This window comes from Mesorhizobium sp. B2-4-3, assembly GCF_006442815.1.
In the GTDB taxonomy this organism is placed as follows: Bacteria; Pseudomonadota; Alphaproteobacteria; order Rhizobiales; family Rhizobiaceae; genus Mesorhizobium.
The window spans coordinates 340,839-366,601 of record NZ_VFVL01000001.1; the positions used below are offsets into that span (position 1 = coordinate 340,839).

General features: G+C 62.6%; 31 protein-coding genes. 20 read left to right on the forward strand and 11 right to left on the reverse strand.

Going from position 1 to position 25,763, the window contains the following annotated elements:
• Nucleotides 1-75: 75 nt before the first annotated feature.
• From FJ956_RS01630 to FJ956_RS01665, 8 genes are all read left to right on the forward strand, one after another.
• Entirely contained in the window at nucleotides 76-336 is a 261-nt protein-coding gene (locus FJ956_RS01630) for a type II toxin-antitoxin system ParD family antitoxin (RefSeq protein ID WP_140781944.1), read from the forward strand.
• Nucleotides 333-635 carry a type II toxin-antitoxin system RelE/ParE family toxin gene (locus FJ956_RS01635; RefSeq protein ID WP_140676188.1) on the forward strand — a complete coding sequence of 101 codons (303 nt, stop codon included), beginning with the start codon at nucleotides 333-335 and terminating at the stop codon, nucleotides 633-635. The genes FJ956_RS01630 and FJ956_RS01635 overlap by 4 nt, the downstream gene beginning before the upstream one ends.
• 90 nt (nucleotides 636-725) lie before the next feature.
• A complete protein-coding gene (gene lgt, locus FJ956_RS01640; protein ID WP_140676191.1) occupies nucleotides 726-1,580 on the forward strand; it encodes a prolipoprotein diacylglyceryl transferase in 855 nt (284 codons plus the stop codon).
• Nucleotides 1,577-2,644, forward strand: a complete 1,068-nt coding sequence (locus FJ956_RS01645) for a class I SAM-dependent methyltransferase (protein WP_140676194.1) — start codon at nucleotides 1,577-1,579, stop codon at nucleotides 2,642-2,644. Before lgt ends, FJ956_RS01645 begins: the two co-directional genes overlap by 4 nt.
• A gap of 88 nt (nucleotides 2,645-2,732) precedes the next feature.
• Complete coding sequence (gene pgeF / locus FJ956_RS01650; protein WP_140676197.1) at nucleotides 2,733-3,521, forward strand: peptidoglycan editing factor PgeF; 789 nt, start codon at nucleotides 2,733-2,735, stop codon at nucleotides 3,519-3,521.
• Nucleotides 3,521-4,672 (forward strand): Xaa-Pro peptidase family protein, encoded by a 1,152-nt coding sequence (locus FJ956_RS01655; RefSeq protein ID WP_140676201.1) that lies wholly within the window; start codon nucleotides 3,521-3,523, stop codon nucleotides 4,670-4,672. Before pgeF ends, FJ956_RS01655 begins: the two co-directional genes overlap by 1 nt.
• A gap of 55 nt (nucleotides 4,673-4,727) precedes the next feature.
• Nucleotides 4,728-5,339, forward strand: coding sequence for a hypothetical protein (locus FJ956_RS01660; RefSeq protein WP_140676205.1), 612 nt, complete (start codon nucleotides 4,728-4,730; stop codon nucleotides 5,337-5,339).
• Between the two features lie 189 nt (nucleotides 5,340-5,528).
• Nucleotides 5,529-6,464 (forward strand): ribose-phosphate pyrophosphokinase, encoded by a 936-nt coding sequence (locus tag FJ956_RS01665; protein WP_126081663.1) that lies wholly within the window; start codon nucleotides 5,529-5,531, stop codon nucleotides 6,462-6,464.
• Here FJ956_RS01665 and FJ956_RS01670 read toward each other — a convergent pair.
• Nucleotides 6,461-7,030, reverse strand: a complete 570-nt coding sequence (locus tag FJ956_RS01670; protein ID WP_140676208.1) for a dihydrofolate reductase family protein — start codon at nucleotides 7,028-7,030, stop codon at nucleotides 6,461-6,463. The genes FJ956_RS01665 and FJ956_RS01670 overlap by 4 nt on opposite strands.
• A gap of 119 nt (nucleotides 7,031-7,149) precedes the next feature.
• A complete protein-coding gene (locus tag FJ956_RS01675) occupies nucleotides 7,150-8,019 on the reverse strand; it encodes a helix-turn-helix transcriptional regulator (protein WP_140676211.1) in 870 nt (289 codons plus the stop codon).
• Between the two features lie 164 nt (nucleotides 8,020-8,183).
• Between FJ956_RS01675 and FJ956_RS01680 the strand changes: the two genes are divergently transcribed.
• Nucleotides 8,184-9,413 carry an MFS transporter gene (locus tag FJ956_RS01680; RefSeq protein ID WP_181170173.1) on the forward strand — a complete coding sequence of 410 codons (1,230 nt, stop codon included), beginning with the start codon at nucleotides 8,184-8,186 and terminating at the stop codon, nucleotides 9,411-9,413.
• 150 nt (nucleotides 9,414-9,563) lie between these two features.
• Here FJ956_RS01680 and FJ956_RS01685 read toward each other — a convergent pair whose 3' ends face one another.
• Nucleotides 9,564-10,457, reverse strand: coding sequence for a glycosyltransferase (locus tag FJ956_RS01685; protein WP_348642437.1), 894 nt, complete (start codon nucleotides 10,455-10,457; stop codon nucleotides 9,564-9,566).
• Nucleotides 10,458-10,583: 126 nt separating this feature from the next.
• Here FJ956_RS01685 and FJ956_RS31090 point away from each other — a divergent pair, with 126 nt between their 5' ends.
• The gene (locus FJ956_RS31090) at nucleotides 10,584-10,883 is read left to right on the forward strand and encodes a hypothetical protein (protein WP_348641051.1); all 300 of its coding nucleotides are present in this window, start codon (nucleotides 10,584-10,586) and stop codon (nucleotides 10,881-10,883) included.
• A gap of 207 nt (nucleotides 10,884-11,090) precedes the next feature.
• A complete protein-coding gene (locus FJ956_RS01690) occupies nucleotides 11,091-11,975 on the forward strand; it encodes a hypothetical protein (protein ID WP_246672047.1) in 885 nt (294 codons plus the stop codon).
• Between the two features lie 219 nt (nucleotides 11,976-12,194).
• Here the strand turns inward: FJ956_RS01690 and FJ956_RS01695 are convergent, their stop codons facing one another.
• Complete coding sequence (locus FJ956_RS01695; protein ID WP_181170175.1) at nucleotides 12,195-12,785, reverse strand: TetR/AcrR family transcriptional regulator; 591 nt, start codon at nucleotides 12,783-12,785, stop codon at nucleotides 12,195-12,197.
• A 97-nt stretch (nucleotides 12,786-12,882) separates the two neighbouring features.
• On the opposite strand from FJ956_RS01695, the gene FJ956_RS01700 reads away from it, so the two are divergent.
• Nucleotides 12,883-13,377, forward strand: a complete 495-nt coding sequence (locus FJ956_RS01700) for a cupin domain-containing protein (protein ID WP_210241583.1) — start codon at nucleotides 12,883-12,885, stop codon at nucleotides 13,375-13,377.
• A 23-nt stretch (nucleotides 13,378-13,400) separates the two neighbouring features.
• Here FJ956_RS01700 and FJ956_RS01705 read toward each other — a convergent pair whose 3' ends face one another.
• On the reverse strand, nucleotides 13,401-14,036 hold the full coding sequence (locus FJ956_RS01705; protein WP_140676223.1) for a glutathione S-transferase family protein: 636 nt from the start codon (nucleotides 14,034-14,036) through the stop codon (nucleotides 13,401-13,403).
• Nucleotides 14,037-14,383: 347 nt separating this feature from the next.
• Between FJ956_RS01705 and FJ956_RS01710 the strand changes: the two genes are divergently transcribed.
• From FJ956_RS01710 to FJ956_RS01725, 4 genes are all read left to right on the forward strand, one after another.
• Nucleotides 14,384-15,028: a 50S ribosomal protein L25/general stress protein Ctc gene (locus FJ956_RS01710; protein WP_140676226.1), complete on the forward strand. Its 645-nt coding sequence runs from the start codon at nucleotides 14,384-14,386 to the stop codon at nucleotides 15,026-15,028.
• Nucleotides 15,029-15,138: 110 nt separating this feature from the next.
• On the forward strand, nucleotides 15,139-15,861 hold the full coding sequence (gene pth / locus FJ956_RS01715; protein ID WP_140676229.1) for an aminoacyl-tRNA hydrolase: 723 nt from the start codon (nucleotides 15,139-15,141) through the stop codon (nucleotides 15,859-15,861).
• A 93-nt stretch (nucleotides 15,862-15,954) separates the two neighbouring features.
• Nucleotides 15,955-17,058, forward strand: coding sequence for a redox-regulated ATPase YchF (gene ychF, locus FJ956_RS01720; RefSeq protein WP_140676232.1), 1,104 nt, complete (start codon nucleotides 15,955-15,957; stop codon nucleotides 17,056-17,058).
• Nucleotides 17,059-17,184: 126 nt separating this feature from the next.
• On the forward strand, nucleotides 17,185-17,937 hold the full coding sequence (locus FJ956_RS01725) for a DUF5131 family protein (protein WP_140676235.1): 753 nt from the start codon (nucleotides 17,185-17,187) through the stop codon (nucleotides 17,935-17,937).
• Here FJ956_RS01725 and FJ956_RS01730 read toward each other — a convergent pair.
• The gene (locus tag FJ956_RS01730; protein ID WP_140676238.1) at nucleotides 17,892-18,809 is read right to left on the reverse strand and encodes a three-Cys-motif partner protein TcmP; all 918 of its coding nucleotides are present in this window, start codon (nucleotides 18,807-18,809) and stop codon (nucleotides 17,892-17,894) included. The genes FJ956_RS01725 and FJ956_RS01730 overlap by 46 nt on opposite strands.
• A gap of 315 nt (nucleotides 18,810-19,124) precedes the next feature.
• On the opposite strand from FJ956_RS01730, the gene corA reads away from it, so the two are divergent.
• The 3 genes from corA to FJ956_RS01745 all read left to right on the forward strand — a co-directional run bounded on the left by corA (nucleotide 19,125) and on the right by FJ956_RS01745 (nucleotide 21,151).
• Entirely contained in the window at nucleotides 19,125-20,099 is a 975-nt protein-coding gene (gene corA / locus FJ956_RS01735) for a magnesium/cobalt transporter CorA (protein ID WP_140676241.1), read from the forward strand.
• A gap of 114 nt (nucleotides 20,100-20,213) precedes the next feature.
• Complete coding sequence (locus FJ956_RS01740) at nucleotides 20,214-20,684, forward strand: MaoC family dehydratase (RefSeq protein ID WP_140676244.1); 471 nt, start codon at nucleotides 20,214-20,216, stop codon at nucleotides 20,682-20,684.
• Nucleotides 20,681-21,151, forward strand: coding sequence for a MaoC family dehydratase (locus FJ956_RS01745; protein ID WP_140676247.1), 471 nt, complete (start codon nucleotides 20,681-20,683; stop codon nucleotides 21,149-21,151). The genes FJ956_RS01740 and FJ956_RS01745 overlap by 4 nt, the downstream gene beginning before the upstream one ends.
• 162 nt (nucleotides 21,152-21,313) lie before the next feature.
• Here FJ956_RS01745 and FJ956_RS01755 read toward each other — a convergent pair whose 3' ends face one another.
• The 4 genes from FJ956_RS01755 to petA form a co-directional block, all read right to left on the reverse strand.
• Nucleotides 21,314-21,859: an adenine phosphoribosyltransferase gene (locus FJ956_RS01755; RefSeq protein WP_140676253.1), complete on the reverse strand. Its 546-nt coding sequence runs from the start codon at nucleotides 21,857-21,859 to the stop codon at nucleotides 21,314-21,316.
• A 97-nt stretch (nucleotides 21,860-21,956) separates the two neighbouring features.
• A complete protein-coding gene (locus FJ956_RS01760; RefSeq protein ID WP_140676256.1) occupies nucleotides 21,957-22,826 on the reverse strand; it encodes a cytochrome c1 in 870 nt (289 codons plus the stop codon).
• A 21-nt stretch (nucleotides 22,827-22,847) separates the two neighbouring features.
• Complete coding sequence (locus tag FJ956_RS01765; RefSeq protein ID WP_140676259.1) at nucleotides 22,848-24,149, reverse strand: cytochrome b N-terminal domain-containing protein; 1,302 nt, start codon at nucleotides 24,147-24,149, stop codon at nucleotides 22,848-22,850.
• A gap of 16 nt (nucleotides 24,150-24,165) precedes the next feature.
• Nucleotides 24,166-24,726: a ubiquinol-cytochrome c reductase iron-sulfur subunit gene (gene petA, locus FJ956_RS01770; protein WP_140676262.1), complete on the reverse strand. Its 561-nt coding sequence runs from the start codon at nucleotides 24,724-24,726 to the stop codon at nucleotides 24,166-24,168.
• Nucleotides 24,727-25,038: 312 nt separating this feature from the next.
• Between petA and FJ956_RS01775 the strand changes: the two genes are divergently transcribed.
• Complete coding sequence (locus FJ956_RS01775; RefSeq protein WP_140676617.1) at nucleotides 25,039-25,383, forward strand: cupin domain-containing protein; 345 nt, start codon at nucleotides 25,039-25,041, stop codon at nucleotides 25,381-25,383.
• A 61-nt stretch (nucleotides 25,384-25,444) separates the two neighbouring features.
• Here FJ956_RS01775 and FJ956_RS01780 read toward each other — a convergent pair whose 3' ends face one another.
• The gene (locus FJ956_RS01780) at nucleotides 25,445-25,756 is read right to left on the reverse strand and encodes a DUF6665 family protein (protein WP_140676266.1); all 312 of its coding nucleotides are present in this window, start codon (nucleotides 25,754-25,756) and stop codon (nucleotides 25,445-25,447) included.
• Nucleotides 25,757-25,763: the final 7 nt, after the last annotated feature.

Consider the following 25,763-nt stretch of genomic DNA (forward strand, 5'->3'; position numbering starts at 1 on the left):
GATGACGAGCGGTTCATGTTGGCGCACCGCTCAATAACTATTATTATGTCGACAAGAGTCCCTAGGGAGCATGTCATGGCAATCAGTGCAGATCTCGGTGACCGCCTGGAAGACGTCGTGAACCGACTCGTCAAAACCGGTCGCTACAATTCGAAAAGCGAGGTGTTGCGCGAAGGTGTCCGCCTCGTCGAAGAAAGGGAGAAACGCCTCGCCACGCTCGATGCGGCCCTCGCGCGAGGCATCGCTGACGCAGACGCGGGACGCGTGAAGCCTGCCGCGGACGTGTTCGATCGCCTGGAGAGCAAATATAAGGCGATGGCCGAGAAGCGTAGGTGAAACTGCTGGTATTTACCGACCAGGCCGAGGGTGACCTTGAGGCTATCGGCGATCACATCGCCAGCGACAACCCATTCCGGGCGATGACCTTCGTTCGCGAATTGCGCAATGCCTGCATTGAACTATGCACAATGCCGGAACGTTGTCAGTTGGTCCCACGCCATCAGTCCTCCGGCATCCGCCGTCGGGTGTACGGCAATTACCTGATTTTCTTCCGCCTCCATATAGATGCCGTCGAAGTGCTACATATCCTTCACGGCGCGACGGATTATGAGCGGATCCTGTTCCCTGAGACGTGACGGTCGGCTGCGACATTGACCCTGCCTTGACCCCGCCAAAACCCTGCCGCATGGTCCGCGCCCATTGTGACCGTCACCGGGGACCCCGTTTTGAGCGAATATTTCCTGCTGCCGCTGGCCTCCCTGCCCTTCCCCAACATCGATCCGGTCATCGTCAACATCGGGCCGCTGGCGGTGCATTGGTACGGCGTCGGCTATATCGTCGGCATCCTGTTCGCCTGGTGGTATGCCAAGCGCCTCGTCACCAATCCTCGCCTCTGGCCGGACGGCCGCCTGCCGATGAAACCCGAGGACCTCGACGACTTCATCGTCTGGGCGGCGATCGGCGTGGTGCTCGGCGGACGCACCGGCTACGTGCTCTTCTACGACCTGCCACGCTACATCGCGCATCCGCTCGACATCTTCGCCGTCTGGCAGGGCGGAATGTCGTTTCATGGCGGCCTTCTCGGCGTCATCCTTGCCATGACGCTGTTTTCGCTCAAGCGCCGCATCCACACCTGGACGCTGTTCGATGTGGTGTCGGCCGGCGTGCCGGTTGGGCTCGGCCTTGTGCGTGTCGCCAACTTCATCAATTCCGAGCTCTGGGGCCGGCCGTCGGACGTGCCATGGGCGATCGAATTCCCCAATGGCGGGCCATTCACCCGCCACCCCAGCCAACTCTACGAGGCCTTGCTCGAAGGCCTGGTGCTGTTCTTGGTCCTGCGTTTCCTCACCCATTCGCGCCTCAAGCTGAAAACGCCGCGCTTCGTCGGCGGTGCCTTCATCTGCGGCTACGGCCTGTCGCGCATCTTCGTCGAGTTCTTCCGCGAGCCCGACCAGCAGCTCGGCTACCTGCTCGGCACCAACTGGCTGACCATGGGCATGATCCTGTCCACGCCGATGGTGCTGGCCGGCATCTGGGCCATGGTCACCGCAAAGCCGATGGCGCAACCGCAGGCGGCATGACCCGGCTGAAGGAGCGCATCAAGGGCCTGATCGGCGCGACGGGGCCGATCCCGGTCAGCGAATATATGGCGCTCTGCCTGTTCGATCCCGACGCGGGCTACTACACCACGCGCGAGCCCTTCGGCGCCGGCGGCGACTTCATCACCGCACCCGAGATCAGCCAGATGTTCGGCGAGCTCGTCGCGGTCTGGCTCTACCAGGCCTGGCAGGACGCCGGCCGGCCGCTGCCCGCGACCGTCGCCGAGATCGGCCCCGGCCGCGGCACCTTGATGAAGGACATGCTGCGCACCTGGTCGCGGCTCGACCCGGCACTTACCGGCAAGGCCTCGTTTGCCCTCGTCGAGACCAGCCCGCGCCTTGTCGAAATCCAAAGAGAGACGCTTGCCGGCCAAGACGCAAAGCTGGACTGGCACCAGACCATCGACACGCTGCCGCGGCAGCCGCTGTTCATCGTCGGCAACGAATTGTTCGATGCCGTGCCGATCCGGCAATTCGTGCATGTCGGCGAAAGCTGGCGCGAGCGCGTGGTCGGCCTCGACGACAATGACGAGCTGCGCTTCTTTGCCAGCGCCGGCTCGCTCGATCCCACGCTGTTGCCCGAAGATGCCTCCGGCGCGCCCGAAGGCGCGATCGCCGAGGTGGCGCCGGCCCGTGCAGCACTGATGTCGGCGATCGCGGCGCGCATCGCTGCCCAGGGCGGCGCGGGCCTCTTTATCGACTACGGCCATTTGCAGCCTGGCATCGGCGACACCTTGCAGGCCTTGCGCCGGCATCGGCATGAAGACGTGCTGGCCGGCCCCGGCGAGGCCGATCTCACATCGCATGTCGATTTCGCCGCCCTTGCGACAGCGGTCCATCCTCATGGGCTTCGTGTCGAGATGACGACACAGGGAGAATTCCTGCTTGGCATGGGCTTGATCGAGCGCGCCGGCGCGCTCGGTGAGAACGCTGATGAGCAAGCCCGTCAAGCCATTTCCGACGCGGTCGAACGCTTGGCCGGCCCCGACACGATGGGCGAGCTTTTCAAGGTTATGAAGATCCTGCCGGCGACGAGAGCGGCTTGAGCCGGCAGGCGCGTCCTGCCGCCTGGTCCTGCTTGTCGTCCGAACTTCGCCTTGACGAAACCGCCTTGCACGGACGACAAACCCAACCATGCTGAATCAGACCAGACCCGATCCAGTACGCTCGCCGCTGCTTGAAAAGGCGCAAGGCATGCGCCACGGCTATTTCACCCGCATCGGCGGCGTCTCCGACGGCATCTATCGGGGGCTCAACATCGGCACGGGCTCCAGCGACGATCAGAGACTGGTCGCCGAGAACCGGCGACGCGTTGCCGACTGGATGGGCGTGCCGGCGGATCATCTGTTGACCGCGCACCAGATACACTCGCCGGATGTCGTTGTCGCCAGGGAGCCCTTCGCGGGCCCTCGCCCGAAAGCCGATGCCATCGTCACCGACCGTCCGGGCATCGCCATCGGCGCCTCGACCGCCGATTGCGGGCCGGTGTTGTTCGCCGACGCCGAGGCGCGCGTCATCGGTGCCGCCCATGCGGGCTGGAAGGGCGCTTTCACCGGCGTGCTCGAGAACACCGTCGCCGCGATGGAGAGCCTCGGCGCCAGCCGCGAACGCATCGTGGCGGTGCTCGGTCCTTCCATCAGCCCCGACAATTACGAGGTCGGGCCGGAATTCGTCGCCCGCTTCGTCGAGGCCGATGTCGGCACCCAGCGATATTTCAGGCCATCGAGGACCGCCGGCCACTCGATGTTCGACCTCAACCAATATACGGTCGACCGGCTGCGCAAGGCCGGCGTGACCGCCGAGGGCCTTGGCCGCTGCACTTACGCGGAAGAAGACCTTTTCTATTCCTATCGGCGCACCACACACCGCAAGGAAGCGGATTACGGGCGCCAGGTTTCGGCAATCGTCCTGGAGAAAGAGTAATGGCGCTGTATTTCGAACGTTCGGAATTCGACGCGCGGCGCGACCGGCTGCTGATCGAGATGGCCGAGAAGAAGCTCGACGCCGTGCTGTTGTTCGCGCAGGAGAGCATGTACTGGCTGACCGGCTACGACACGTTCGGCTTCTGCTTCTTCCAGTGCCTGGCGGTGAAGGCCGACGGTTCGATGGTGCTGCTCACCCGTTCGGCCGATCTCAGGCAGGCGCGCCACACCTCGACCATCGAAAACATCGTTCTGTGGACCGATCGTCAGGGCGCCAACCCGGCGATCGACCTGCGCAACCTGCTCAACGACCTCGACCTGCTCGGCGCCCGTATCGGCGTCGAATACGACACCCACGGCCTGACCGCCTACAATGGCCGCCGCCTCGACGAGCAATTGCAGACCTTCGGCCAGATCGCCGATGCTTCCGGCATCGTCGGCCGCCTGCGCTTGTTCAAGAGCCCGGCCGAGGTCGCCAAGGCGGAAAAGGCCGCCAATCTTTCCGACGACGCGCTGGACGCCGCCCTGCCCCTGATCAAGCAGGGCGGTGACGAAGGGCTCATCCTCGCCGCCATGCAGGGCGCGGTCTTTGCCGGCGGCGGCGACTATCCCGCCAACGAATACATCATCGGCTCCGGCCCCGATGCCTTGCTCTGCCGCTACAAGGCCGGCCGCCGCAAGCTCACCAAGAACGACCAGCTGACGCTCGAATGGGCCGGCGTCTTCCACCACTATCATGCCCCCATGATGCGCACCGTTCTGACCGGCAAGGTGTCGAAGCGTCACCAGGAATTGTTCGACGCTTCCCGCGCCGCCCTGCTCGCGGTCGAAAAGGCGATGACGCCAGGCAACACCTTCGGCGATGTCTTCGACGCGCATGCCCGCACGCTCGAAGCGCACAATCTGACCAAGCACCGGCTGAACGCCTGCGGCTATTCGGTCGGCGCCCGCTTCACGCCGTCCTGGATGGACATGCCGATGTTCTACCAGGGCAACACCGAACCGATCGCACCCAATATGACGCTGTTCGCGCATATGATCATCATGGACTCCGAGACCGAGACCGCAATGACGCTTGGCCGCACCTACCTGACCACGGAATCGGCGCCGAAGCCGCTGTCGCGCCATGATCTCGACTTGATCGTGCAGTGAATCCATAATGGTTGGTTCACGCGGGGGCGTTCGCCAGTAGGGAGTTTTCAGGCAAATGAGACGATCGCGGGTGACGACCGTGTCATTGCTTGCGGCGCTGGCGCTTGGCGCCTGCACCAACGCCAAGGACGTACTGGAACCTTCGGCCATCACCCCGCCGGCGAGCTCGGCCCAGTCTTTGCCTGCCCCGCAGGGCTCATCGACAACGGCCACGTCTCCGACCACGACCGCACCGGCTCCTTCGACCACGGCGACATCCGTGACGCCCGCAACGTCCACCCAGACCGCCGTCCTCGCCAGGACGCGGCTGCAGGTGGCGCCGATCGTCGGCGCGTCCGTGGAGGCTGCGGCGCCCCTGACGGCGGAGCTGCAGACCCGTGCCCGGCAGCGCGGCCTGACGCTTGTCGGCAGCACGGACCAGACGGCCACGCATGTGCTGAAAGGCTATTTTTCGACGATGTCCGAGGGCAAGGACACGACCGTCATCTATGTCTGGGATATTTACGACCCCTCCGGCAATCGCCTGCACCGCATCAATGGCCAGCAGAAGGCGCCTGCGTCCGGCAGCGGCGAAGGCTGGCCCACGGTGGCGCCCGCGACCATGCAGGCCATTGCCGACCAGACGATCGACCAGTTCGCCGCCTGGCTCAGCGGCAGCGCCGGTTGACCGAACTGTTGCCGGCCAAACTGTTGCCGGCCAGACTGTTGCCGGCTTGCGATGTTTTCCGTGTTTGTTGCGGTCGCCGGAAGGATTCCCCACAACGAGGCTTGCAATACCGGCCCGGCCCGCTAAAAGCCCGCATAAAAGGCTCATGAGAGTCTCTCCGGCCTCTCCATCCTTCACCAGGAACGGTGCATGAAGCTTTTCGCGGGCAATTCCAACCGGGTGCTGGCCGAAGCGGTCGCTCGCTATCTCAACGTACCGCTGGGGAAGGCCAGCGTCAGGCGCTTCGCCGACCAGGAAATCTTCGTCGAGATCCAGGAAAACGTGCGCGGCGAGGATGTCTTCATCCTGCAGTCGACCTCTTATCCGACCAATGACCATCTGATGGAACTGCTCATCATGATGGACGCCTTCATGCGCTCCTCGGCACGACGCATCACGGCGGTCATCCCCTATTTCGGCTATGCGCGGCAGGACCGCCGTGCCTCCGGCCGCACGCCGATCTCGGCCAAGCTGGTCGCCAACATGATCACCCGCGCCGGCGCCGACCGCGTGCTGACGCTCGATCTCCATGCCGGCCAGATCCAGGGCTTCTTCGACATCCCGACCGACAATCTGTTCTCGGTGCCGGTGATGGCCCGCGACGTGAAAGCCAAGTACAAGCAGCTCGGCAACGTCGTCGTCGTGTCGCCCGACATCGGCGGCGTGGTGCGGGCGCGCGCGCTGGCCAAGCGTTTCGACGCGCAGCTCGCCATCGTCGACAAACGCCGCGAGCGCCCTGGCGAATCGGAAGTCATGAACATCATCGGCGCCGTCGCCGGCAAGGACTGCCTGCTGATCGACGACATCGTCGATTCCGGCGGCACGCTTTGCAACGCGGCCGACGCGCTGCTCGCCAATGGCGCGACCTCCGTCACCGCCTACATCACCCATGGCGTGCTCTCCGGCGGCGCCGTTGCCCGCATCGCCGGATCGAAGCTGCAGGAGCTGGTCATCACCGATTCCATCCAGCCGACGCAGGGAGTGCTCGACGCGCCCAACATCCGTGTCATTTCGATCGCCGACCTGATGGGCGAAGCGATCTCGCGCACGGCCACGGAAGAATCGGTGTCGAGCCTGTTCGATTAATCAGAACTGGTCGCCGCGGGCGCATAGCGCAGCAGCGTCACCCCTTGCGCAAGGCGCTCCGTGCCGAGCGGCTTCAACGCCAGCGACAGGCCGGACCGGAAATACGGCTTGCCGCCGCCCAGCACGACCGGATGCACGTAAAGCCGGTACTGGTCGATCAGGCCGGCACGCGCAAGGTACCCGGCAAGCTCGGCGCCGGAGACGGAAATCTCGCCATCCGTGTCCGCCTTGAGCGCCCTCACCACCGCCTCCGCGTCACCTTTCGCCAGACGGGCATTCGGCCCAACCTCCTGAAGCGTGGTCGAAAACACGACCTTCGGCGTCTCTCGCCAGGCGCGGGCAAAATCCCGCTCGACGTCTTCAGCGGCGATCTCGCGCTCCGGGCTGTCCCAGAAACGCATGGTTTCATACATTCTGCGCCCGCAAAGCGCGATCGATGTCCGTCGCATCTCGCCGTTGAAATGCCGATGCAATTCTTCTTCAGGGACCGGCAGGTCGATGTCTCCGCTCGGCCCGGCGATGTAGCCATCTAGCGATGTCAGCATGGCATAGACGATAGTTGCCATCAGGGGTTCCTCCGGTTTTCCGCGCTCGCGCAAAGGAACATGACCGATTGCAATTTGCAATCAGTATTCGAGCCTTGGACCGGGGGCCGACGCATCAGCTTATTGCCGCCGGCGCTATTTCACGCGGCGATCGGACCGCTTGTGCGGCGCGGGTTTTCACCGGCATCGCGCGCGCCGCGCATATAGCCGCGCGGCGAAGCACCGAGCATGCGCTTGAACATGGTGATGAAGGCCGGCACGCTGTCATAGCCGAGATCGAGCGCCACCCTGGTGATCGGCTCGCCATCGGCAAGCCTCGGTAGCGCCGCGAAAAGGCAGGCCTGCTGGCGCCAGGTCGACAGCGACAGCCCGGTCTGGCGATGGAAGGCGCGGGTGAACGACCGCCGGCTCATGCCCGCGGCATCCGCCCATTCGTCGATCGTCGCATGCGGCGAAGGGGCCGCCACGAAGCGCCGGCAAAGCGCCGCGAGCTTCGGATCGGATGGGAAAGGCAAGCCGAGCGGCCGTTCCGGCAGGTTCGGGATCTCGTGCAGCAGCAGTCCCATGACGAGCGCGGCGCGCCCTTCGAGCTCGCCGCCCTGCGGCAGCTTCTCCGATTCGACGATCAGGCTGTGCATCAGCTCGGTGATGCCGACGACGCGCAAGCTGTCCGGCAGGCCGGCAATGGCGTCCGGCATCACATAGACCGAGCGCATCGAGACGTCGCCCAGCATTTCTACGGAATGCTCGATGCCGGCCGGTATCCACATCGCGTGGTCGGGCGGCACCATCCAGCGCCCGCGCCTGGTCGTCACCAGCACCACGCCGACCAGCGCGTGCAGCAGCTGGCTGCGGCTGTGGCGGTGCTGCGGCACGCGATAGCCGTCCGGATATTCCGTCGGCAGCGCGACCGCCGGCCCGACGGCCTGTTCCAGCCATTGCCAGCGGCTTTCGTGCAGCCGGCCGAGCTCGGCGGCGTCGCCTCTGAATATCTCCCGGCTATTCGGCATCGGATGTGGCCCACTTGCGAAACTATTGGACCAAACCACGAAAGAAGTCGCTTGGCAACAGGCCTATAAGGCCGCCTGCGGTTCGCCGCCTAGAGCATGATCCCGAAAAGTGGGAACCGATTTTCGGAAAAGATCATGCTCCAACAAGACTACGGAGCATTGCCTTGACTGATACGACCGCCACCTCCGTCGCTGCACCGGCGCCGGCAAGCAACATCTCGGCGCAAGCGACGGCCTTCACCGTCATTCTTGCGGTGAGCTTCTGCCACTGCGTCAACGACATCATGCAGTCGCTGCTTTCGGCGATCTATCCGCTGCTCAAGGACAATTACGGTCTCGATTTCTGGCAGATCGGCCTTCTGACCTTCACCTTCCAGGTGACGGCCTCGCTGCTGCAGCCGGTGATCGGCATGATCACCGACAAGAAGCCGATGCCCTACTCCTTGCCCTGGGGCATGGCCTCGTCGCTGGTCGGCCTGGTGGTGCTCGCCCATGCCGGCCATTACTGGCTGCTCCTGATCGGTGCCTCGCTGATCGGCATCGGCTCGGCGATCTTCCATCCGGAATCCTCGCGCATCGCCCGCTTTGCATCTGGCGGCCGCTTCGGCCTTGCGCAATCGCTGTTCCAGGTGGGCGGCAATTTTGGCCAGGCCATGGGCCCGCTGCTCGCCGCCTTCATCGTCGTGCCGTTCGGGCAGACCAGCATTTCCTGGTTCGCCGTCGGCTCGCTGATCGGCATCGTCGTCTTGTGGCAGGTCGGCGGCTGGTACAGCCGGCTGCGCGCCTCGCTGGCCACCCGCCAGCAGACCGCCCATGTCTCGCCCTTCGCGCGCAAGAAGGTCATGTGGGCGCTGGCCGTGCTGACGCTGCTGGTGCTGACCAAGAACGCCTATATCGCCTCGCTCTCCAGCTACTACACCTTCTACGCCATGCATAAGTTCGGCGTTTCGGTGCAAACGAGCCAAGTGATGCTGTTCCTGTTCCTCGGCGCCTCGGCGCTGGGCATCCTGCTCGGCGGTCCGTTCGGCGACCGCTATGGACAGAAGGCGATGATCTGGTTCTCGATCGTTGGCGTGCTGCCCTTCACGCTGGCGCTGCCCTACGCCAATCTGGAATGGACGATGGTGCTCACCGTGCTGATCGGCCTGATCCTGTCGTCGGCCTTCTCCAACATCGTCGTCTTCGCGCAGGAGCTGGTCCCGGGGCGCGTCGGCATGATCGCCGGCATTTTCTTCGGCTTCGCCTTCGGCATGGGCGGCATCGCCGCCGCTGTGCTCGGCGTCGTGGCCGACATGAAGGGCATCGACTTCGTCTACCAGATCTGCTCGTACCTGCCCTTCCTCGGCCTGCTGACTGTGTTCCTGCCCGACATGAAGGAAGCGCGGAAGGCCTGAGCCGGCGAGATCGGCCGCCAAGCCGCCGTTCAGCCGACAATCGCGGGCCGGATTTGAGACCTTGAAGGTCCGGATCCGGCCGCATCTCATGGCGCAGCGCTTGCATTGCCAAAAACGCAGGTTCTTTTCTCGGCGACCTTGCGCACGAGATCAGCTCTTTCCGATCAAACCCAGGCGTTGCAAAAGGCCGCGAAGATGGCGGCCTCGGCCATTGACGGGGTTCGCCGTCACCTGGCGCTGCCGCCTCGGCAGCGCTGCGAACTCCTCGGGAAGCCGCCGAAGCGTCGAAGTCCAAAGCAGCGTATCGAGCTGCGCGATATCCGCCGATTTCAACTCTTCCGGTTCGCTTCTGAGCGCCTGCGCCAGCAGATCCCGGAAGTCATCCGGCCTGTCGGCCAGCCGGACATTCCGCCAATGCTTGAATTGCTCGTAGCCGCGCAGCGCGAAAGTCGTCGCCACGACGGGCTTGCGGTTGTACAGCGCTTCCGCGGTCTTGATATTCGTGCCGCCGCCCTCAAGGATCGGAAGCATCACGACGTCGGCAAGCTCGATCAGCGCGCTGAGGGTCGCGCCGTCCTGCACGCCGAGCAGCTCGATCCGTGCATTGTCGGCGCCATGGTACCACGGGAATCCGGGATCGTTGCCGATCTGGTCGGCAACGCCGCCGACCACCACGATCCGCTCCGAGGCTGAGAGGAAACCAAGGTCCGGACCCGTCATCTGGCGAAAACCGCGGGCGTTGGGCGGGTGGCCCGAGCCGACGAACAGCGCCGTGCGCAGGCCGGCGAACCGCGACGCCCAACGATCGAGGCCGATAGGCATTTCCCGCGGCCAAATGCCGTTGGCGGCGACCGCCACGCTTGGATTGAGCTTGCGGAAATAGGCTGCATCCTGCTCGCTGACGGCGACGATCAGGTCTGCCTTTGCGGCAAGATCGGGCTCGATGTCGGCCGCGCGTTGCGCACTCCAGAGGTCCGTTTCCGCGCCGGCGATCATGGCCTCTTGCGCCAGCATTTCCTGTTCGACGTTGTGCGAACCGTACACGATTGAAAAGCGCGCCTCGGGCGAGCACGTTTCAACATACTCGCGCAAGGCCGGCCAAAGCCAGCACTGCTCCAGGGCGATGACATCCGGCCTGAAGTCATCGAGAAATCTTGCGATTTCACGGCGATGGAATCTGCTGCGCGCCATGAATTCGGCGGCGGCGACATCGGAACGCCATTTGCGCCGGACCATCTTCTTGCGAAAGCTGCGCGGCATCTCGATGAAAAGATCGCCGGCCTCCATTTCCCGCCTGGCGCCGCGGTTGGGGGTAACGAGGACATGGCGTGTTTCCCATCCACCATCCCGCAAGACCCTGTGGATGGCATTCGCCCTCAACTGACCGCCATGGACCGGCCGCCAGATTGGAAACGTTCCAAGCGAAACATACCTCATCGGATCGACGTGATGGCCAAGCCGCCGGCATGAAGTGGCCGTCTCAACATCGCAATCATTCTCTGGCCCCCAATTTAAGCGGGACACTACCATTGGACGCCCGATCTGGACATTATGCTGATGGGTGGATGCCAGGTGCGCCCAAGATGGACCTTGGCGATTGCAAAGGTGAGAGCATCAGCTCGCGTCAGAAGGGGAAAGAAGCATTTGACGTCGAGCAACGGTCGAGACACTTCCCCATTGCGAATCCTGACCCTTCTGGCGCGCCATGGCACCGCCAGATATCCCACCGCGCTGCAGGATTTGCAGGCGATGTTCGCCGCGCAAATGCCCGACGTGGCGCATCATACGCTTGTGATCGACAATTGCCTGCCGGAAGGTCGGAGCGTTCACCTTGATCGCGAAGTCGAATTGATCGGGGGCTCCAACTCCAGCTGGGAATTCTCCGCCTGGGACAGCGGCATTGCCCACATCGGCAAACGGGTGAATGACTATGACCTAGTCCATCTCGCTACGTCTGCATTCGCCCAATACACGCCGGACCATCTCAAGCTGATCGACCAGGACGTCGTGCGGCATCTGTCGGGCTTGAATGCGGTGCTCGGCCATATCGATTTCTTCAATGAGCCCGTGTCGATGTTTGGAATTCCCTCGCAGGCTTGGCTCCGCAGCTCGTTCATCCTGATGCGGCCCAGGCATTTGCAGGCGCTTGGATCGATGGTCGGCGTGACCGATGGCGCGCCGATTTTCAGCGGAGATCCGCTTGCGCCGTTTCGGGAAGACGCGCCGATCTCCCGCTCGCATAGGCAGTTTTTGATTGGATGGCTTACCGGAGCCGGGACCGGGCAAGGGCCTGGATGGCATTCCCGGTTCGATCTCACGGACGAAACGCTGCCTCTTTTCGAGAGCAAGGCAAGGGCGATCCTCAACGAGCAGATGCTGACGAACCGATTGCTCGCAATCGGCAGCACGATCGTCGATGTCACCTGGCTCGCGCGAAAGGCCAAGGCTGCAGATAGCATATACCTGGGCGACATCCCCGATTGGCGAGCCCAACTGCGACCGAGAGTGGGGCGCAAATTCGCGCGCCTCCTCGGTAAACCCGGTCGGGGACGACAGCCCTAAAGGGCGTCGCGCCGAAGCGGATTCAGGCGACGCGCTTTAAGCCTTTTTGTTTTCATGCATGTCGTTATCGCAAAACCGCTGCACACTTTAGGGGTAAGCGTTGATTGGTTCAGCGCATGCGGGCGGCGGCTGGCGGCGAGGCACGGCTGTCGACAAGCGGATCGCAACGGGAACCGTCCTTGGACGGCACCGGCAATTTCGGCCAATGCTGGGAAACCCTCAGGGAGCCCCCGCCAACTCGATCAGGCCAGCGGCAAGTTCTGCGGCCTCACTGTCGCCCAGGATACCGAGCGCGCACCAGGTATGGAAATTGATGGCAGCTTGCACGGCGGCATCCACGCGCATTCGCCGCTCACTATCGGTCCGTGCCGCTTCTATCAGGACCTGGCGAACGGCATCAAGGTACCGGCCCAGACCTTTCTGTATGATTTGCTTGAGAGCTGGTCGCAATTCTGCGTCACGCATCACGTTGGCGGTCATCGGTTCCGTCTCGCGATACCAGCCGTAAAGATCCGACAGAACCCGACGGATTCGCCTGGACGGATTTTCGATCGAGAGCCAGGCAGCCGGATCCGGCGCTGGATGAAGCTCCCGCCAGTGGGATGAGCATGCGGCAAGCAGCGACTGCTCGTCGGGAAAGTGGTCGTAGACCGTCACGCGCTGCACGCCGGCGCGGCTGGCGATTTCACTGATTTGCGTCGCTGCCGGCCCGACAGTGCGGTGGAGCTCGACGGTCGCATCCAAAATCGATTGCCGCGTCTTCGCTGCCCGCTCCGCACGCTTCTTCTGCTCATATTTTCGCGTGGTCACAAATTTCGCCTTACATCGCGTTAGATGAAACTTGACGGCCCCCATGCGGTCATACATTATCAACTTACAATGTGTAAGCCGAAAAAGGAAACGCGTCATGGAAACCGCCCGCAACGTGCTAGGTCCCGACGACGGCCAACTCGTATATCTCTTTGCTCTTAGTGCCCGCTACATGATCGACGGCAATACGACCAACCGGGCGTTCAGCCTCGTCGAACATCGCTTACCTGCACGTGCGCTCGGCGCTCCATTGCACACCCACCGCAACGAGGACGAATATTCCTACATCCTCCAAGGGCGCATCGGATTGCAGCTTGGTGAGGAGATCCTGGTAGCCGGACCGGGAGACCTGGTTATGAAGCCGCGTGGCGTGCCGCATGCGTTCTGGAACGCCGGTGACGACGAGGCGCGCCTGCTCGAGCTGATATCCCCGGCCGGATTTGAAGGTTATTTTCGCGAATTGGCGCCGCTGCTGGCTGCACAGCCCTTGGACGAGGCCGCAATCGGTGAGATCGTCGCCCGCTATGAACTCGACATCGACCTCTCCAGCATTCCGGCACTGGCCGAGCGGCACGGCTTGCGCCTGGGATAAGCCATCGCCGCGACGCATACCATTCAGTCGACCGGCGGCAGCTGCGGCGCTTCCAGTCCGTTGAAAGGGTCGCGCCAGGCCTCGATCGCCTCCAGCCGGCCGTACCAGCGCCGGATCGCAGGGTAATCGGCGAGCGGCAATCCGGCAACGTCGTTGAAAGGCAGAAACGTCGCCATGCGGAAGTCGGCGTAGGAGATTGAATTGCCGACCAGCCAATCCCTCGTCGAAAGCTCGGGCTCGAGGACTGCCGCGGCTCCATGGAACTGCCTCAGTCCCTCCTCGACCAGCGCCTGGTCGATAGGACCGAGCCCATAGCGCTGCTTGGTCCCGCGCTCGAAATGCACCATGTCGCAAGCGAAAGCGAACCGTTCCTTGCCCCAGCTGATCCAGCGGATCATGTCCGGCTGGTCGTCGCCGCTGCGCCAGAAATCCGAGCCGACGTCGCGGGAGAGCCGGCAGGCGATGGCGTCGGCCTCCCAAAGGCTCCATCCCGATCCCACCAGTATGGGCAATGTCAGATTGGGGTTGAGCGCGCGATAGCGTTCGGCCTGCCCCGACGCCAGGGGCGATGCGAACTCGAACGCGATCTTGGCCTTGAGATAGCGCGCCGTCGCGACCGCGAGGCGAGGATTGGGATTGCGGCTGAACAGGAGTTTCATGGATGGTCCCCTTGGGATGTGCATGCCGCAGGACGGCTGAGAACGGCCCGCTCCTACATTTGTCGCAAATGGGATTTCCGGTTTATGCTTTCGGTGCTGGAACCATCCGCCAAGCCTTCCAGCGCAACCGCTTGCGCCTCTCGCCGCCTTCCGCTATAGAGCCGCCACCCGCGTAGACACCCTTGGAGGCAACGCGGAGGAAGGCCGGCCAGGCCTCGCATGATCCCCAGACGCATTTGGATCGCCAAACGCATCGGACTGGTTGTGCAAGGCCGCGACGGCTTTCGACGTTTACGGTTGGCATCGTGCTTGCCGCAAGCGCTCCATAACACGCGAAAGGAAGTGCCATGAGCCACGATGCTTATGAGCTGAAAGCCGAAGCGCGCGAACAGGTCGGTAAGGGGTCCGCCCGTGCAGTTCGTCGCAACGGTAAAGTGCCTGCAGTGATTTACGGCGACAAGCAGCCTCCCCTGGCGATTGCGCTGAACTACAAGGACCTCTTCTACAAGATCCATGGCGGCGGGTTCCTGACCACGATCGCCACGATCGATGTCGACGGCAAGAAGATCCAGGTCCTGCCGAAGGATTTCCAGCTCGACCCGGTCAAGGACTTTCCTGTCCATGTCGACTTCCTGCGCATCGGCAAGGACACCGAGGTCAATGTCGACGTGCCTGTCCACTTCATCAATGAGGACAAGTCGCCAGGCATCAAGCGCGGCGGCGTACTCAACATCGTTCGTCACGAAGTCGAGTTCCACTGCCCGGCCAACGCGATCCCGGAATTCATCACCGTCGATCTCACCGGCACCGACATCGGCGATTCGATCCACATCTCGTCGGTCAAGCTGCCGGCCGGCGTCAAGCCGGTCATCTCCGATCGCGACTTCACCATCGCGACCGTTGCCGGCTCATCGGCGATGAAGCCGGAGACGGAAGCGACCGCCGAGGCGGCTGTGGAAGAGACGGCGGCCCCGGCGGCCGAAGAGAAGTAATTCTCCGAGCCGGATGATTTCATCCGGCTCTAAATCGAAGAAATAGAGTATGATGTTTTCCGAAAACCGCTTCACACTTTTCGGCATCATGCTCTAGTCCGGAGGCGGCGATGCTTGTCTTTGCAGGCCTCGGCAATCCGGGCGCGAAATACGAAAACAACCGGCACAATGTCGGCTTCATGGCGGCGGACGCGATTGCCCGCCGCCATTCCTTTCCCCCCTGGTCGCGAAAATTCCAGGGCCTGATCTGCGAAGGCACGCTCGGCGGCGAGAAGATCCTGCTGATCAAGCCGCAGACCTTCATGAACCTCTCCGGACAGTCGGTCGGCGAAGCGATGCGCTTCTATAAGCTCGAACCGGCCGCCCTCACCGTCTTCTACGACGAGATCGACCTTGCCGCCGGCAAGCTCCGGGTCAAGGTCGGCGGCGGCTCCGGCGGCCACAACGGCATCCGTTCGCTCGACCAGCATGTCGGCAACGCCTATCGCCGGGTGCGCATCGGCGTCGGCCATCCCGGCGTCAAGGAGATGGTGCACGGCCATGTGCTCGGCGATTTCGCCAAGGCCGACCGTGAGTGGCTCGCCGTCCTGCTGGACGCAATCGCCGACGACGCCGGTCTGCTGGCCAAGGGCGACGACAGCTCGTTCATGAACCGCGTCACGCTGGCGCTCCGCGACAAGCTCGTGCCGACCGGCGATGACGACCGCCCGCCGCCCAAGCCGCCGAAGCAGCAAAGCCATGTCCGCCAGGCGCGCCCGCAGCAGCCGCCGGCAAAACTTCCCGAAAGCGGCCCGATGGCCGCCATGCTGAAGAAGCTCTTTGGCAAGGACTAGGCCCTGCCACGATAAAGGCATGGGGCTTGACGTTCGTCACCCCTATCGCCCATAGCCCTCACCAAAATCGAATTCCGACAGGACTGGACGAACATGGGTTTCAAATGTGGCATCGTTGGCTTGCCCAACGTCGGCAAGTCGACGCTGTTCAACGCGTTGACCAGGACGGCCGCCGCGCAGGCCGCCAACTATCCTTTCTGCACCATCGAGCCGAACACCGGCGAGGTGGCGGTGCCCGACCCGCGCCTGCAGAAGATCGCGACGATCGGCAAGTCGAAGGAGATCATCCCGACCCGCATCTCCTTCGTCGATATCGCCGGCCTGGTGCGTGGCGCCTCCAAGGGCGAAGGGCTGGGCAACCAGTTCCTCGCCAACATCCGCGAGGTCGACGCGATCGTGCATGTGCTGCGCTGCTTCGAGGATGACGACATCACCCATGTCGAAGGCCGCATCGACCCTGTCGCCGACGCAGAAACGGTCGAGACCGAGCTGATGCTGGCGGACCTCGAAAGCCTCGAGCGCCGCATCGCCCAGATCCGCAAGCGCGCCGCCGGCAAGGACAAGGAAGCGATGGCCGTCCTGCCCATGATGGAGGCCGCGCTCGAGTTGCTGCAGGCCGGCAAGCCGACGCGCGTCCTGCTCAATGGCATCGCGGCGGAGGACCTGCGCATCCTGCAGGGACTGAACTTGCTCACCTCGCATCCCGTTCTCTATGTCTGCAACGTCGCCGAGGCCGACGCCGCCACCGGCAACGAGCACACTGGGGCGGTGGAGAAGATGGCGGCCGCGCAGGGCGCCGGCACGGTGGTGATCTCGGCGGCGATCGAGGCTGAAGTCGCCCAGCTTTCAGATGAAGAAGAAATGGAGTTCCTTGCCTCGATCGGCCTCGACGAGCCGGGCCTCAACAAGGTGATCCGCGCCGGCTACGACCTTCTGCACCTGATCACCTATTTCACCGTCGGGCCGAAGGAAACGCGCGCCTGGACGATCCACAAAGGCGATAAGGCGCCGCAGGCGGCCGGCGTCATCCACACCGACTTCGAGCGCGGCTTCATCCGCGCCCAGACGATCTCCTACAACGACTTCGTCACGCTGGGCGGCGAGGCGGCCGCCAAGGAAGCCGGCAAGGCGCGCGACGAAGGCAAGGAATATGTCGTCCAGGACGGCGACATCATGCTGTTCAAGTTCAACACCTGATCTCAGCGATAGCCAGATAGGGACGGCAGCAGACTGAGTCTTGCTATGAAAAAATTCCTAAAGTAAACTTGTTAGGGTGTTTGCGATCTTAATACGGTCTTGAAGCCGTCGAAGAGAACCGCGAAAATGGCCGAAACATCAATTGAATGGACTGACGCAACGTGGAATCCAGTCGCGGGATGCACAATCCTTACGGCGGGCTGCACCAACTGCTACGCAATGCGTATGGCCGCCCGGCTCGAAGCGATGGGTGTCGAGAAGTACGCAGGGCTAACTCGAAAAAGCGGCGGCCGGGCAAAGTGGACCGGCAATATAAGGCTTGATGTAGCGGCGCTCGAAATTCCTAGTTCGTGGAAGAAGCCTCGCCGCGTTTTCGTGAATTCGATGTCCGACCTGTTCCATGCCGATGTCCCAGTGGACTTCATACGCAGCGTTTGGGAGGTTATGAGCGCCACTCCACACCACACCTACCAAATTCTCACCAAGCGGCCCGATCGAATGGCGGAAATTTTGTCAACGGACGGCTTCAGGGTGCTTCCGAATGTTTGGTTGGGAACGAGCGTCGAGGACAGTCGGGTGCTCCACAGATTGGATGAACTCCGTGCCGTCCCAGCAGCTCTAAGATTTGTCTCATACGAGCCGTTGATAGGATCGGTGGCCGGGGCGAACCTAACCGGGATTCATTGGGCAATAGTTGGCGGAGAAAGCGGACCTAACGCGCGCCCAATGGATAAGAAGTGGATCGACGAGATATTTGATCAGTGTACAGATGCCGATGCTGTGTTCTTTTTTAAGCAGTGGGGAGGGAAGAATAAAAAAGCCACGGGCCGCACCTACCGTGAACGCCTTTGGGACGATCTCCCTGAACTAAGAATATGAGATGCCATATCTGTCGCCAACTTAACTGCGGCTGAGCTAGTGTTCGACACAGCGAAGAAAAGAGAAGCGAGTGGCGCCCCATTCTTATGGTGGAGTCGAACTGGCTTTAGGACAGCGCCTTTGAAAGCGGTTTCCAACCGCTCTTTCACATAAGCCTCGATTGCATTTACGTCAGCCCGCCGCACGGCCTGCCCCTGTGTTTCAAAAATGTCTGTTGGAGCGGCTTCGTGATTGTACCAGCGGGTCCGCCAGTCTGTTGCACCCAATACGCGGTCCAAACTCGCCTGTTTGCTAGGATCAAGCTTCGCTGGATCGTGTGGAGCGTTCCTATAGAGCCCAGACAGTGGAAAGAAGTACCAACAATCCAATGCCTTAGTCGCAGCGATTGCCTCCACGGTTTTCCATGATACCTCCATGCCATATGGGTCAAGAAAGATGACCCCACGTATCCCCCGGCCAATGGTCCCGGGCGGGCGCCAGTGAATGTTCTTGCATAGTCGTTGCACAAGCTCATTAGCATCACCGTTTCGCAGGATGATCTTGCGATCGGGATATGCACTGGCCAAAGTTTCAAGATCAGAGAATCTCGATGCATCCTGCTCAATCAGAACGATGGAGTGCATAGGCGGGTCAATCTCAATCGCGATCCGAGCAGACCCTGCGGTTGTAATCTCTTCTGGCTCAGCAAGATCGGACCCGAACAGAGGCAACCCAGGGCGGACCTCTGTGCGTGTGCCGGAACCGGCGAATGCATCGATATAGATGCATGCGAAATCCTGATTGCGGAGCGCGATAGCAAATGCTCTCAAGTACTCCTGCAGGCATCGAAGTTTTCTCGGCGTATCAGGCCCGCCGAAGACATGTGTTGGCATTCTTTTCCCCCAAAACCACAACGCGTATTAAAACCGACAATTATAATCTCGTCTAGCTTACAATTTTCCATGGGCGAGATGAGCTACACTGAAGAGGTTGAGACGATTGGAATATCCGGAGGGGAGCATCCATTTAAATCACCGCGTATTCTGCAGGTTGTTTCCTTGTCATAGCCTACGTCATCCATCTCGCCGTGCCACAATTTTCGTCGGCTGAAGACACTTCTCGCCCTGCTTGACTGCCTTTGGTGTGGGGGCTAAGGGCGTCTGGAAGAGCCCTCAGCGACGAAGAAATCCAGCAAGGGAGACCCGGCGATGATAAAAACCTTCGTCGTGGAAAATGATCGCCTGCGTCTCACCCAGGACCTTGCGGCGGATGGCGACAGGGTCGTCTGGGCTGATCTTTTCAACCCGACCAAGGAGGAAGAGGCGCGCATCGAGAGCTGGCTGGGCATTGCCATCCCGACCCGCGAGGAGATGGAAGAGATCGAGATTTCGAGCCGCCTCTATATCGAGGACGGCGGCTACTTCATGACCGCCGTGCTGCCGGCGCAGACCGAGGCCGACGATCCCTTGATGTCGCCGGTGACCTTCGCGCTCGCCGGCAAGAGGCTGATCACCATCCGCTATCACGAGCCCAAGGCCTTCAAGACTTTCCCGCAGCGCGCCGAGAAGGTGGCGACCGGCTGCACCAGCGGCGACACCATCCTGATCGGCCTCCTCGAGGCGATCGTCGATCGCCTGGCCGACATCCTCGAGCGCGCCGGCCGCGAGGTGGAAACGATCTCGCGCGACATTTTCGAGGCGCGCTCGACCAAGGCCTCGAAGCGCAATCGCGATTTCCAGGAGCTCCTCAAAGGCATCGGCCGCAAGGAGGACATCGCTTCCTCCGTCCGCGACAGCCTGATCTCGCTGCAGCGCCTTGCCGGCTTTCTCGCCCATGTCGCTGACCAGACCAAGATGAGCAAGGATGTGCGCGCCCGCATCAAGACGCTGTCGCGCGACGTGCTCTCGCTCGCCGACCATGCGACTTTCCTGTCGCAGAAGATCTCCTTCCTGCTCGATGCCACGCTCGGCATGATCTCGATCGAGCAGAACGCCATCATAAAGATCTTCTCGGTCGCCGCCGTGATCTTCCTGCCGCCGACGCTGGTCGCCTCGATCTACGGCATGAACTTCGACATCATCCCCGAGCTCAAATGGGAGTTCGGCTACCCCTTCGCCATCGCGCTGATGGTGGTCTCGGCGATCCTGCCCTTCTGGTATTTCCGCCGCCGCGGCTGGCTCTGACGGCGTCGGCCGGCGACGGCTGGCTTACCAGAATTCACTTGACCAAATTGACTTGGGCCGGCATCCGGGTTTTCCGATCCTTGGGGATCGCGTTCGTCAACCGGATTGCCGACCATGACCGGAAAGACCTGGGCCTATGAGGATTTCGCCGAGGGCGCCTCGCTCGACATCGGCAGCAGGAACGTAAGTGCCGCCGAAATCATCGAATTCGCCTCGGAGTTCGACCCGCAGCCGATGCATCTCGACGAGGAAGCCGGCAAGGCGAGCATCCTTGGCGGGCTTTCGGCTTCGGGCTGGCACACCTGCGCGATATTCATGTGCATGCTGTGCGATGCCTTCCTGCTCGATTCGACCTCTCAAGGGTCGCCCGGCATCGAGCATGTGAAATGGAAGAAGCCGGTGCTGGCCGGCGATACCCTGCGCGGCACGGTCACCATACTTTCCAAGCGCCAGTCCAAATCGAGGCCGCAGCTCGGCTTGATCACCATGCGCAGCGAACTCGTCAACCAGCACGGCGAAAGCGTCTTCGAGCTGGAGAACACCGGTATGTTCCTCGCGCGCGATGCCGCACGAGGCCTATCATGACTTTGGACGAATTCTTCCTGATCGGCCAGACCGTCACGCTCGGCTCGCACAAATTCGAGGCGGACGAGATCAAGGCGTTCGCCAGGAAATACGATCCGCAGGTCTTTCATGTCGACGAGGAGGCGGCGAAGAAGAGCGTGCTCGGCGGGCTCTGCGCCTCGGGCTGGCACACTGCCGCCACCTGGATGAAATACAATCTCGAAAAGCGCATGGAGACCGAGGGCGTGCGCTGGACCGGCCCCGGCCCGCAGCCCGAATTCGGCCCCTCGCCCGGCTTCCGCAATTTGAAATGGCTGAAGCCGGTCTATGCCGGCGAGACGGTGACCTTCACGCGCACCGCCTTGGCGCACCGTCCGCTTGCCGGGCGTCCGGGCTGGAACCTTCTCACGCTGCGCTCCGAAGGCTTCGATTCGACCGGCGACAAGGTCATCGAATTCGACAGCGCCGTGCTGGTGAAGGTGGCGTGAGCCTCTTCCCCTTCTCCCCTTGTGGGAGAAGGTGTCGCCGAAGGCGACGGATGAGGGGTGCTCCAGGGAACACCAACGTCTCACTCCGCTGGAACACCCCTCATCCGTCTCGGCGCTGCGCGCCGATCCACCTTCTCCCACAGGGGGAGAAGGGAAAGCGCTTCAATGCCCCTCGAACCCGATCAGCGTCCTCACCGGCACGCCGAGCGCTTCCAGCTTCTGGCGTCCGCCGAGATCGGGCAGGTCGATGACGAAGCAGGCCGCGACGATGTCGGCGCCGATCTGACGCAGCAGCTTGACCGCCGCTTCCGCCGTGCCGCCGGTGGCGATCAGGTCGTCGATGACGATCACCTTCTCGCCCGGCGAGACGCCGTCCTTGTGCATCTCCATCTCGTCCAGCCCGTATTCGAGGCTGTAGGCCACGCGCACCGTCTCATAAGGCAGCTTGCCTTTCTTGCGGATCGGCACGAAGCCCGCCGAAAGCTGGTGCGCCACCGCGCCGCCCAGGATGAAGCCGCGCGCCTCGATGCCGGCGATCTTGTCGATCTTCAGCCCGGCATAGGGATGGACCAGCTCGTCGATGGCGCGCCGGAAGGCGCGGGCGTCACCCAGCAGCGTGGTGATGTCGCGAAACAGGATGCCGGGCCTGGGGTAATCCGGAATGGTGCGGATGGCCGCAAGCAGCGTGTCTTCGAGGGAGGATTTCATAAGCGGTTGATCCGTTGCCGCACAGTTTTGCCGGCAAGCGGCCGAAAAGAAAAGGGCACCTTTCGGCGCCCTTGCATTTTTCTGGAAGCCGGCCGCCTCAGTGCGCCACGTCGGCCCACACCCTGCGCTTGGTCATGTAGACCAATGCGCCGAAGAGCAGCAGGAAGATCATGACGCGGAAACCGGTCTTCTTGCGGTCCTCCAGATGCGGCTCGGCGGCAAACATCAGGAAGGCCGAGACGTCGCGGGCATACTGGTCGACCGTCTGCGGCGAGCCGTCGTCATAGGTCACCTGACCGTCCGAGAGCGGCTTCGGCATCTTCAGCGACACGCCGGACAGGAAGTACGGATTGTAGTGCGTGCCTTCCGGGATCACCATGCCGGCCGGCGGCGTCTGATCGTAGCCGGTGAGCAGCGAGTGAATGTAATCCGGGCCGCCCTGCGCGTACTGGGTGAAGATATCGAAGATGAAGCGCGGGAAGCCGCGCTCGACGCCGCGCGCCTTGGCGAGCAGCGACATGTCCGGCGGGGCGGCGCCGCCATTGGCGGAGGCCGCGGCCTGCTCGTTCGGGAACGGCGCCGGGAAGTGGTCCGAGGGCTTGCCGGGACGGTCGAACATGTCGCCGGCGTCGTTCGGGCCGTCATGGATGGTGTATTCGGCGGCCAGCGTCTTGATCTGCGCTTCCGAATAGCCGAGCCCTTCCAGCGTGCGGAAGGCCACCAGGTTCATCGAGTGGCAGGCCGAGCAGACTTCCTTGTAGACCTTGAGGCCGCGCTGCAGCTGCGCCTTGTCATAGGTGCCGAACGGACCGGCAAAGCTCCAGCTCATTTCCTTCGGTTCGTTGATCGGGAAATGCGTCGGCGCCGCTGGGTTCTGTTCTTCCGCGGCGATGGCCCCAGCACTTGACATCCAAGTACCCGCAGCCACCAGGCCGAGCAGCGCCAGCGAGGTGAGAATCTTCTTCATACCCAAAATCCCCTCAGATCCTCAGCCTTTGGTTTCCGGCGCGGCGGTCGCGCCTGCCGGATGTCCGCTGCCGCCCTTGTTCTTTTCCAGCACCGCCTCGGTGATCGAGTTCGGCAGCCTGCGCGGTGTCTCGATCAGGCCGAGCACCGGCATGATGACCAGGAAGAAGGCGAAGTAGAACAGCGTCGCCATCTGGGCCATGAACACATAGCTGCCTTCCGCCGGCTGCGAGCCCAGCCATCCGAGCAGGATGGCGTCGGCGACGAACAGCCAGAAGAACAGCTTGTACCACGGACGGTAGACCGCCGAGCGCACCTTGGAGGTGTCGAGCCACGGCACCAGGAACAGCATGGCGATGGCGCCGAACATGCACAGCACGCCGCCGAGCTTGGAGTTGATCGGGCCGACGTTGAAGGTGATGGCGCGCAGGATCGCGTAGAACGGCAGGAAGTACCATTCCGGAACGATATGGGCCGGCGTCTTCAGCGGATTGGCGACCGTGTAGTTGTCCGGGTGGCCGAGATAATTCGGCAGATAGAAGACGAAATAGGCGAAGACGAGCAGGAACACGATCATGCCGAACGCATCCTTGATGGTCGCGTAGGGCGTGAAGGCGACGGTGTCGGTCTTCGACTTGACCTCGATGCCGGTCGGGTTCGACTGGCCCACGACGTGCAGCGCCCAGATGTGCAGGACGACGACGCCGGCGATCATGAACGGCAAGAGGTAATGCAGCGCAAAGAAGCGGTTCAGCGTCGGATTGTCGACGGCGAAGCCGCCGAGCAGCAGTTCCTGGATCCAGTTGCCGACCAGCGGAATGGCGCTGAAGAAGCCGGTGATGACGGTGGCGCCCCAGAAGCTCATCTGGCCCCAGGGCAGCACGTAGCCCATGAAGCCCGTGGCCATCATCAAAAGGTAGATGATGCAGCCGAGGATCCACAGGAGCTCGCGCGGCGCCTTGTAGGAGCCGTAGAACAAGCCGCGGAAGATGTGGATGTAGACGGCGACGAAGAAGAACGAGGCGCCGTTGGAATGGAGATAGCGCAACAGCCAGCCCGAATTCACGTCGCGCATGATCTTCTCGACCGAATCGAAGGCGAGCGTGGTGTCGGACGTGTAATGCATCGCCAGCACAATGCCGGTCAGGATCTGCGCGACCAGCATGATCGACAGGATGCCGCCGAACGTCCACATGTAGTTGAGGTTGCGCGGCACCGGATAGGCGACGAAGCTGTCATAGATCAGCCGCGGTAGCGGCATGCGGGCGTCGAACCAGCGCTCGATACCGGTCTTGGGCGTATAGGTCGAGTGTCCCTCGCTCATCGAAATGTCCCCTGCCTCAACCGATAAGGATCTTGGTATCGGAAATGAACTTGAATACCGGGATCGCCATGTTCTCCGGCGCCGGGCCTTTGCGGATGCGGCCGGCGGTGTCGTATTGCGAACCATGGCACGGGCAGAACCAGCCGCCGAAATCGCCTTCCTGGCCGAGCGGGATACAGCCCAGATGCGTGCAGACCTGGACCATCACCATCCAGGCTTCCTTGCCGGGCGTGGTGCGGTTGGCGTCGGTCGCCGGCGCGTCGGACGGCAGGTTGGCGTTGCGGGCGATCGGGTCCTTGAGATCGCCGAGGTTGACGGCTTCGCCGTCCTTCATTTCCTTTTCGGTGCGGTTGCGCACCACCACCGGCTTGCCGCGCCACTTGACGATCAGCGAGCTGCCGGGCTGCAGGGAGGCGACATCGACCTCGACGGAAGCCAGCGCCAGCGTCGAGGCATCCGGCTGCATCTGGTCGATGAACGGCCAGGCGACGGCCCCTGCGCCGACCACGGCGGCCATGCCGGTGGCTACGTAGAGAAAATCGCGACGGTTGGGATCGTGGATGTCGGTTGCGCTCACGGGTGCCTGATCCTTTCGCCTCTTCCTAACCGGAGGCCGAGCCTTGTCCCCGCTCAATCGCACCTGCCCGACAGCGCATGGCGAACAGGCTAGCGAATTCCTCCGGCATTTGGATTTTCGGTTTATGCGTGCGGCCCGTTTTTGTCCAGTCGGGTGAAGGCACAAGGGCAGATTGTCGCGGGGATGCGCGACGGCCGTGGCCGGCGCATCCCCGCATGGCCGCCGGACGGGGTGAAACAGCAGGAAATCCGGGGTGGAATCGGGCCGGTGTTCGCCTCGACATCGGCTCCTGGCCCGGTCTATTGTCCGGCCATGGCGCATGTCATTGAACGCTACAGCTGGGCCGACGCCCCCGACCGCTGGATGGGCGAGCTGCAATGCGGCCAGTTCGGCGCCAATTCCTGCCTGATCTTCAACTATCAGCCGACGGTCGGCGGCGGCCCGCGCCTGCACAAGCATCCCTATGCGGAAATCTTCGTCATCCGCTCCGGCACCGGCCTGTTCACGATCGGCGACCAGGAAATCAGGGCCACGGCCGGCCAGATCCTGATCGTGCCGCCCGACACGCCGCACAAATTCACCAATCTCGGCCCCGGTCCGCTCGAAAGCACCGACATCCACGAGAACGGTCACTTCATCACGGAGTGGCTGGAGTAGACCATGATCCCGAAAAGTGGGAACCGGTTTTCGGGAAGATTATGGTCAAACTAAAGAGCGCCTAACTGGCGCCCAGCCTGACCAGCACGGCCCTCGGGATGTCGTATTCGCGGATCACGGCATCGTGCTTGCGCAGACCGCAAAGCTCGCGTTGGATGAAATAGGCGTGGACTGCCGCCGCCGCTTCCTTGAGCAGCCGGTTGCGATGCTCGCCCTCGCCGCTCTCGCGCAATTCGGCAAGGCTTTCCTCGACACGCCGGCCGGCGCGGCCGAGCGCGGCGGCTTTTTCGGCGAGGATTTCGTGGCCGAGCAGGTCGAGCGCGCTTTCCTGCGCGCTTGACCGTCCAAAATTGGTGGGCATGCGTACCGACATGATGCCG

What these genes read in the sequence shown, in the direction of transcription:
- FJ956_RS01655 (WP_140676201.1), top strand. Translation starts at nt 3,521, where the DNA reads ATGGCGCTGTATTTCGAACGTTCGGAATTCGACGCGCGGCGCGACCGG.
- FJ956_RS01765 (WP_140676259.1), bottom strand. Translation starts at nt 24,149, where the DNA reads ATGAGCGAGGGACACTCGACCTATACGCCCAAGACCGGTATCGAGCGC.
- FJ956_RS01665 (WP_126081663.1), top strand. Translation starts at nt 5,529, where the DNA reads ATGAAGCTTTTCGCGGGCAATTCCAACCGGGTGCTGGCCGAAGCGGTC.
- corA (WP_140676241.1), top strand. Translation starts at nt 19,125, where the DNA reads ATGATAAAAACCTTCGTCGTGGAAAATGATCGCCTGCGTCTCACCCAG.
- FJ956_RS01760 (WP_140676256.1), bottom strand. Translation starts at nt 22,826, where the DNA reads ATGAAGAAGATTCTCACCTCGCTGGCGCTGCTCGGCCTGGTGGCTGCG.
- FJ956_RS01780 (WP_140676266.1), bottom strand. Translation starts at nt 25,756, where the DNA reads ATGTCGGTACGCATGCCCACCAATTTTGGACGGTCAAGCGCGCAGGAA.
- FJ956_RS01630 (WP_140781944.1), top strand. Translation starts at nt 76, where the DNA reads ATGGCAATCAGTGCAGATCTCGGTGACCGCCTGGAAGACGTCGTGAAC.
- ychF (WP_140676232.1), top strand. Translation starts at nt 15,955, where the DNA reads ATGGGTTTCAAATGTGGCATCGTTGGCTTGCCCAACGTCGGCAAGTCG.
- FJ956_RS01775 (WP_140676617.1), top strand. Translation starts at nt 25,039, where the DNA reads ATGGCGCATGTCATTGAACGCTACAGCTGGGCCGACGCCCCCGACCGC.
- FJ956_RS01660 (WP_140676205.1), top strand. Translation starts at nt 4,728, where the DNA reads ATGAGACGATCGCGGGTGACGACCGTGTCATTGCTTGCGGCGCTGGCG.
- FJ956_RS01730 (WP_140676238.1), bottom strand. Translation starts at nt 18,809, where the DNA reads ATGCCAACACATGTCTTCGGCGGGCCTGATACGCCGAGAAAACTTCGA.
- pgeF (WP_140676197.1), top strand. Translation starts at nt 2,733, where the DNA reads ATGCTGAATCAGACCAGACCCGATCCAGTACGCTCGCCGCTGCTTGAA.
- FJ956_RS31090 (WP_348641051.1), top strand. Translation starts at nt 10,584, where the DNA reads ATGGAATCTGCTGCGCGCCATGAATTCGGCGGCGGCGACATCGGAACG.
- FJ956_RS01675 (WP_140676211.1), bottom strand. Translation starts at nt 8,019, where the DNA reads ATGCCGAATAGCCGGGAGATATTCAGAGGCGACGCCGCCGAGCTCGGC.
- FJ956_RS01705 (WP_140676223.1), bottom strand. Translation starts at nt 14,036, where the DNA reads ATGAAACTCCTGTTCAGCCGCAATCCCAATCCTCGCCTCGCGGTCGCG.
- FJ956_RS01725 (WP_140676235.1), top strand. Translation starts at nt 17,185, where the DNA reads ATGGCCGAAACATCAATTGAATGGACTGACGCAACGTGGAATCCAGTC.
- FJ956_RS01710 (WP_140676226.1), top strand. Translation starts at nt 14,384, where the DNA reads ATGAGCCACGATGCTTATGAGCTGAAAGCCGAAGCGCGCGAACAGGTC.
- FJ956_RS01700 (WP_210241583.1), top strand. Translation starts at nt 12,883, where the DNA reads ATGGAAACCGCCCGCAACGTGCTAGGTCCCGACGACGGCCAACTCGTA.
- FJ956_RS01745 (WP_140676247.1), top strand. Translation starts at nt 20,681, where the DNA reads ATGACTTTGGACGAATTCTTCCTGATCGGCCAGACCGTCACGCTCGGC.
- pth (WP_140676229.1), top strand. Translation starts at nt 15,139, where the DNA reads ATGCTTGTCTTTGCAGGCCTCGGCAATCCGGGCGCGAAATACGAAAAC.
- FJ956_RS01645 (WP_140676194.1), top strand. Translation starts at nt 1,577, where the DNA reads ATGACCCGGCTGAAGGAGCGCATCAAGGGCCTGATCGGCGCGACGGGG.
- FJ956_RS01740 (WP_140676244.1), top strand. Translation starts at nt 20,214, where the DNA reads ATGACCGGAAAGACCTGGGCCTATGAGGATTTCGCCGAGGGCGCCTCG.
- FJ956_RS01755 (WP_140676253.1), bottom strand. Translation starts at nt 21,859, where the DNA reads ATGAAATCCTCCCTCGAAGACACGCTGCTTGCGGCCATCCGCACCATT.
- FJ956_RS01670 (WP_140676208.1), bottom strand. Translation starts at nt 7,030, where the DNA reads ATGGCAACTATCGTCTATGCCATGCTGACATCGCTAGATGGCTACATC.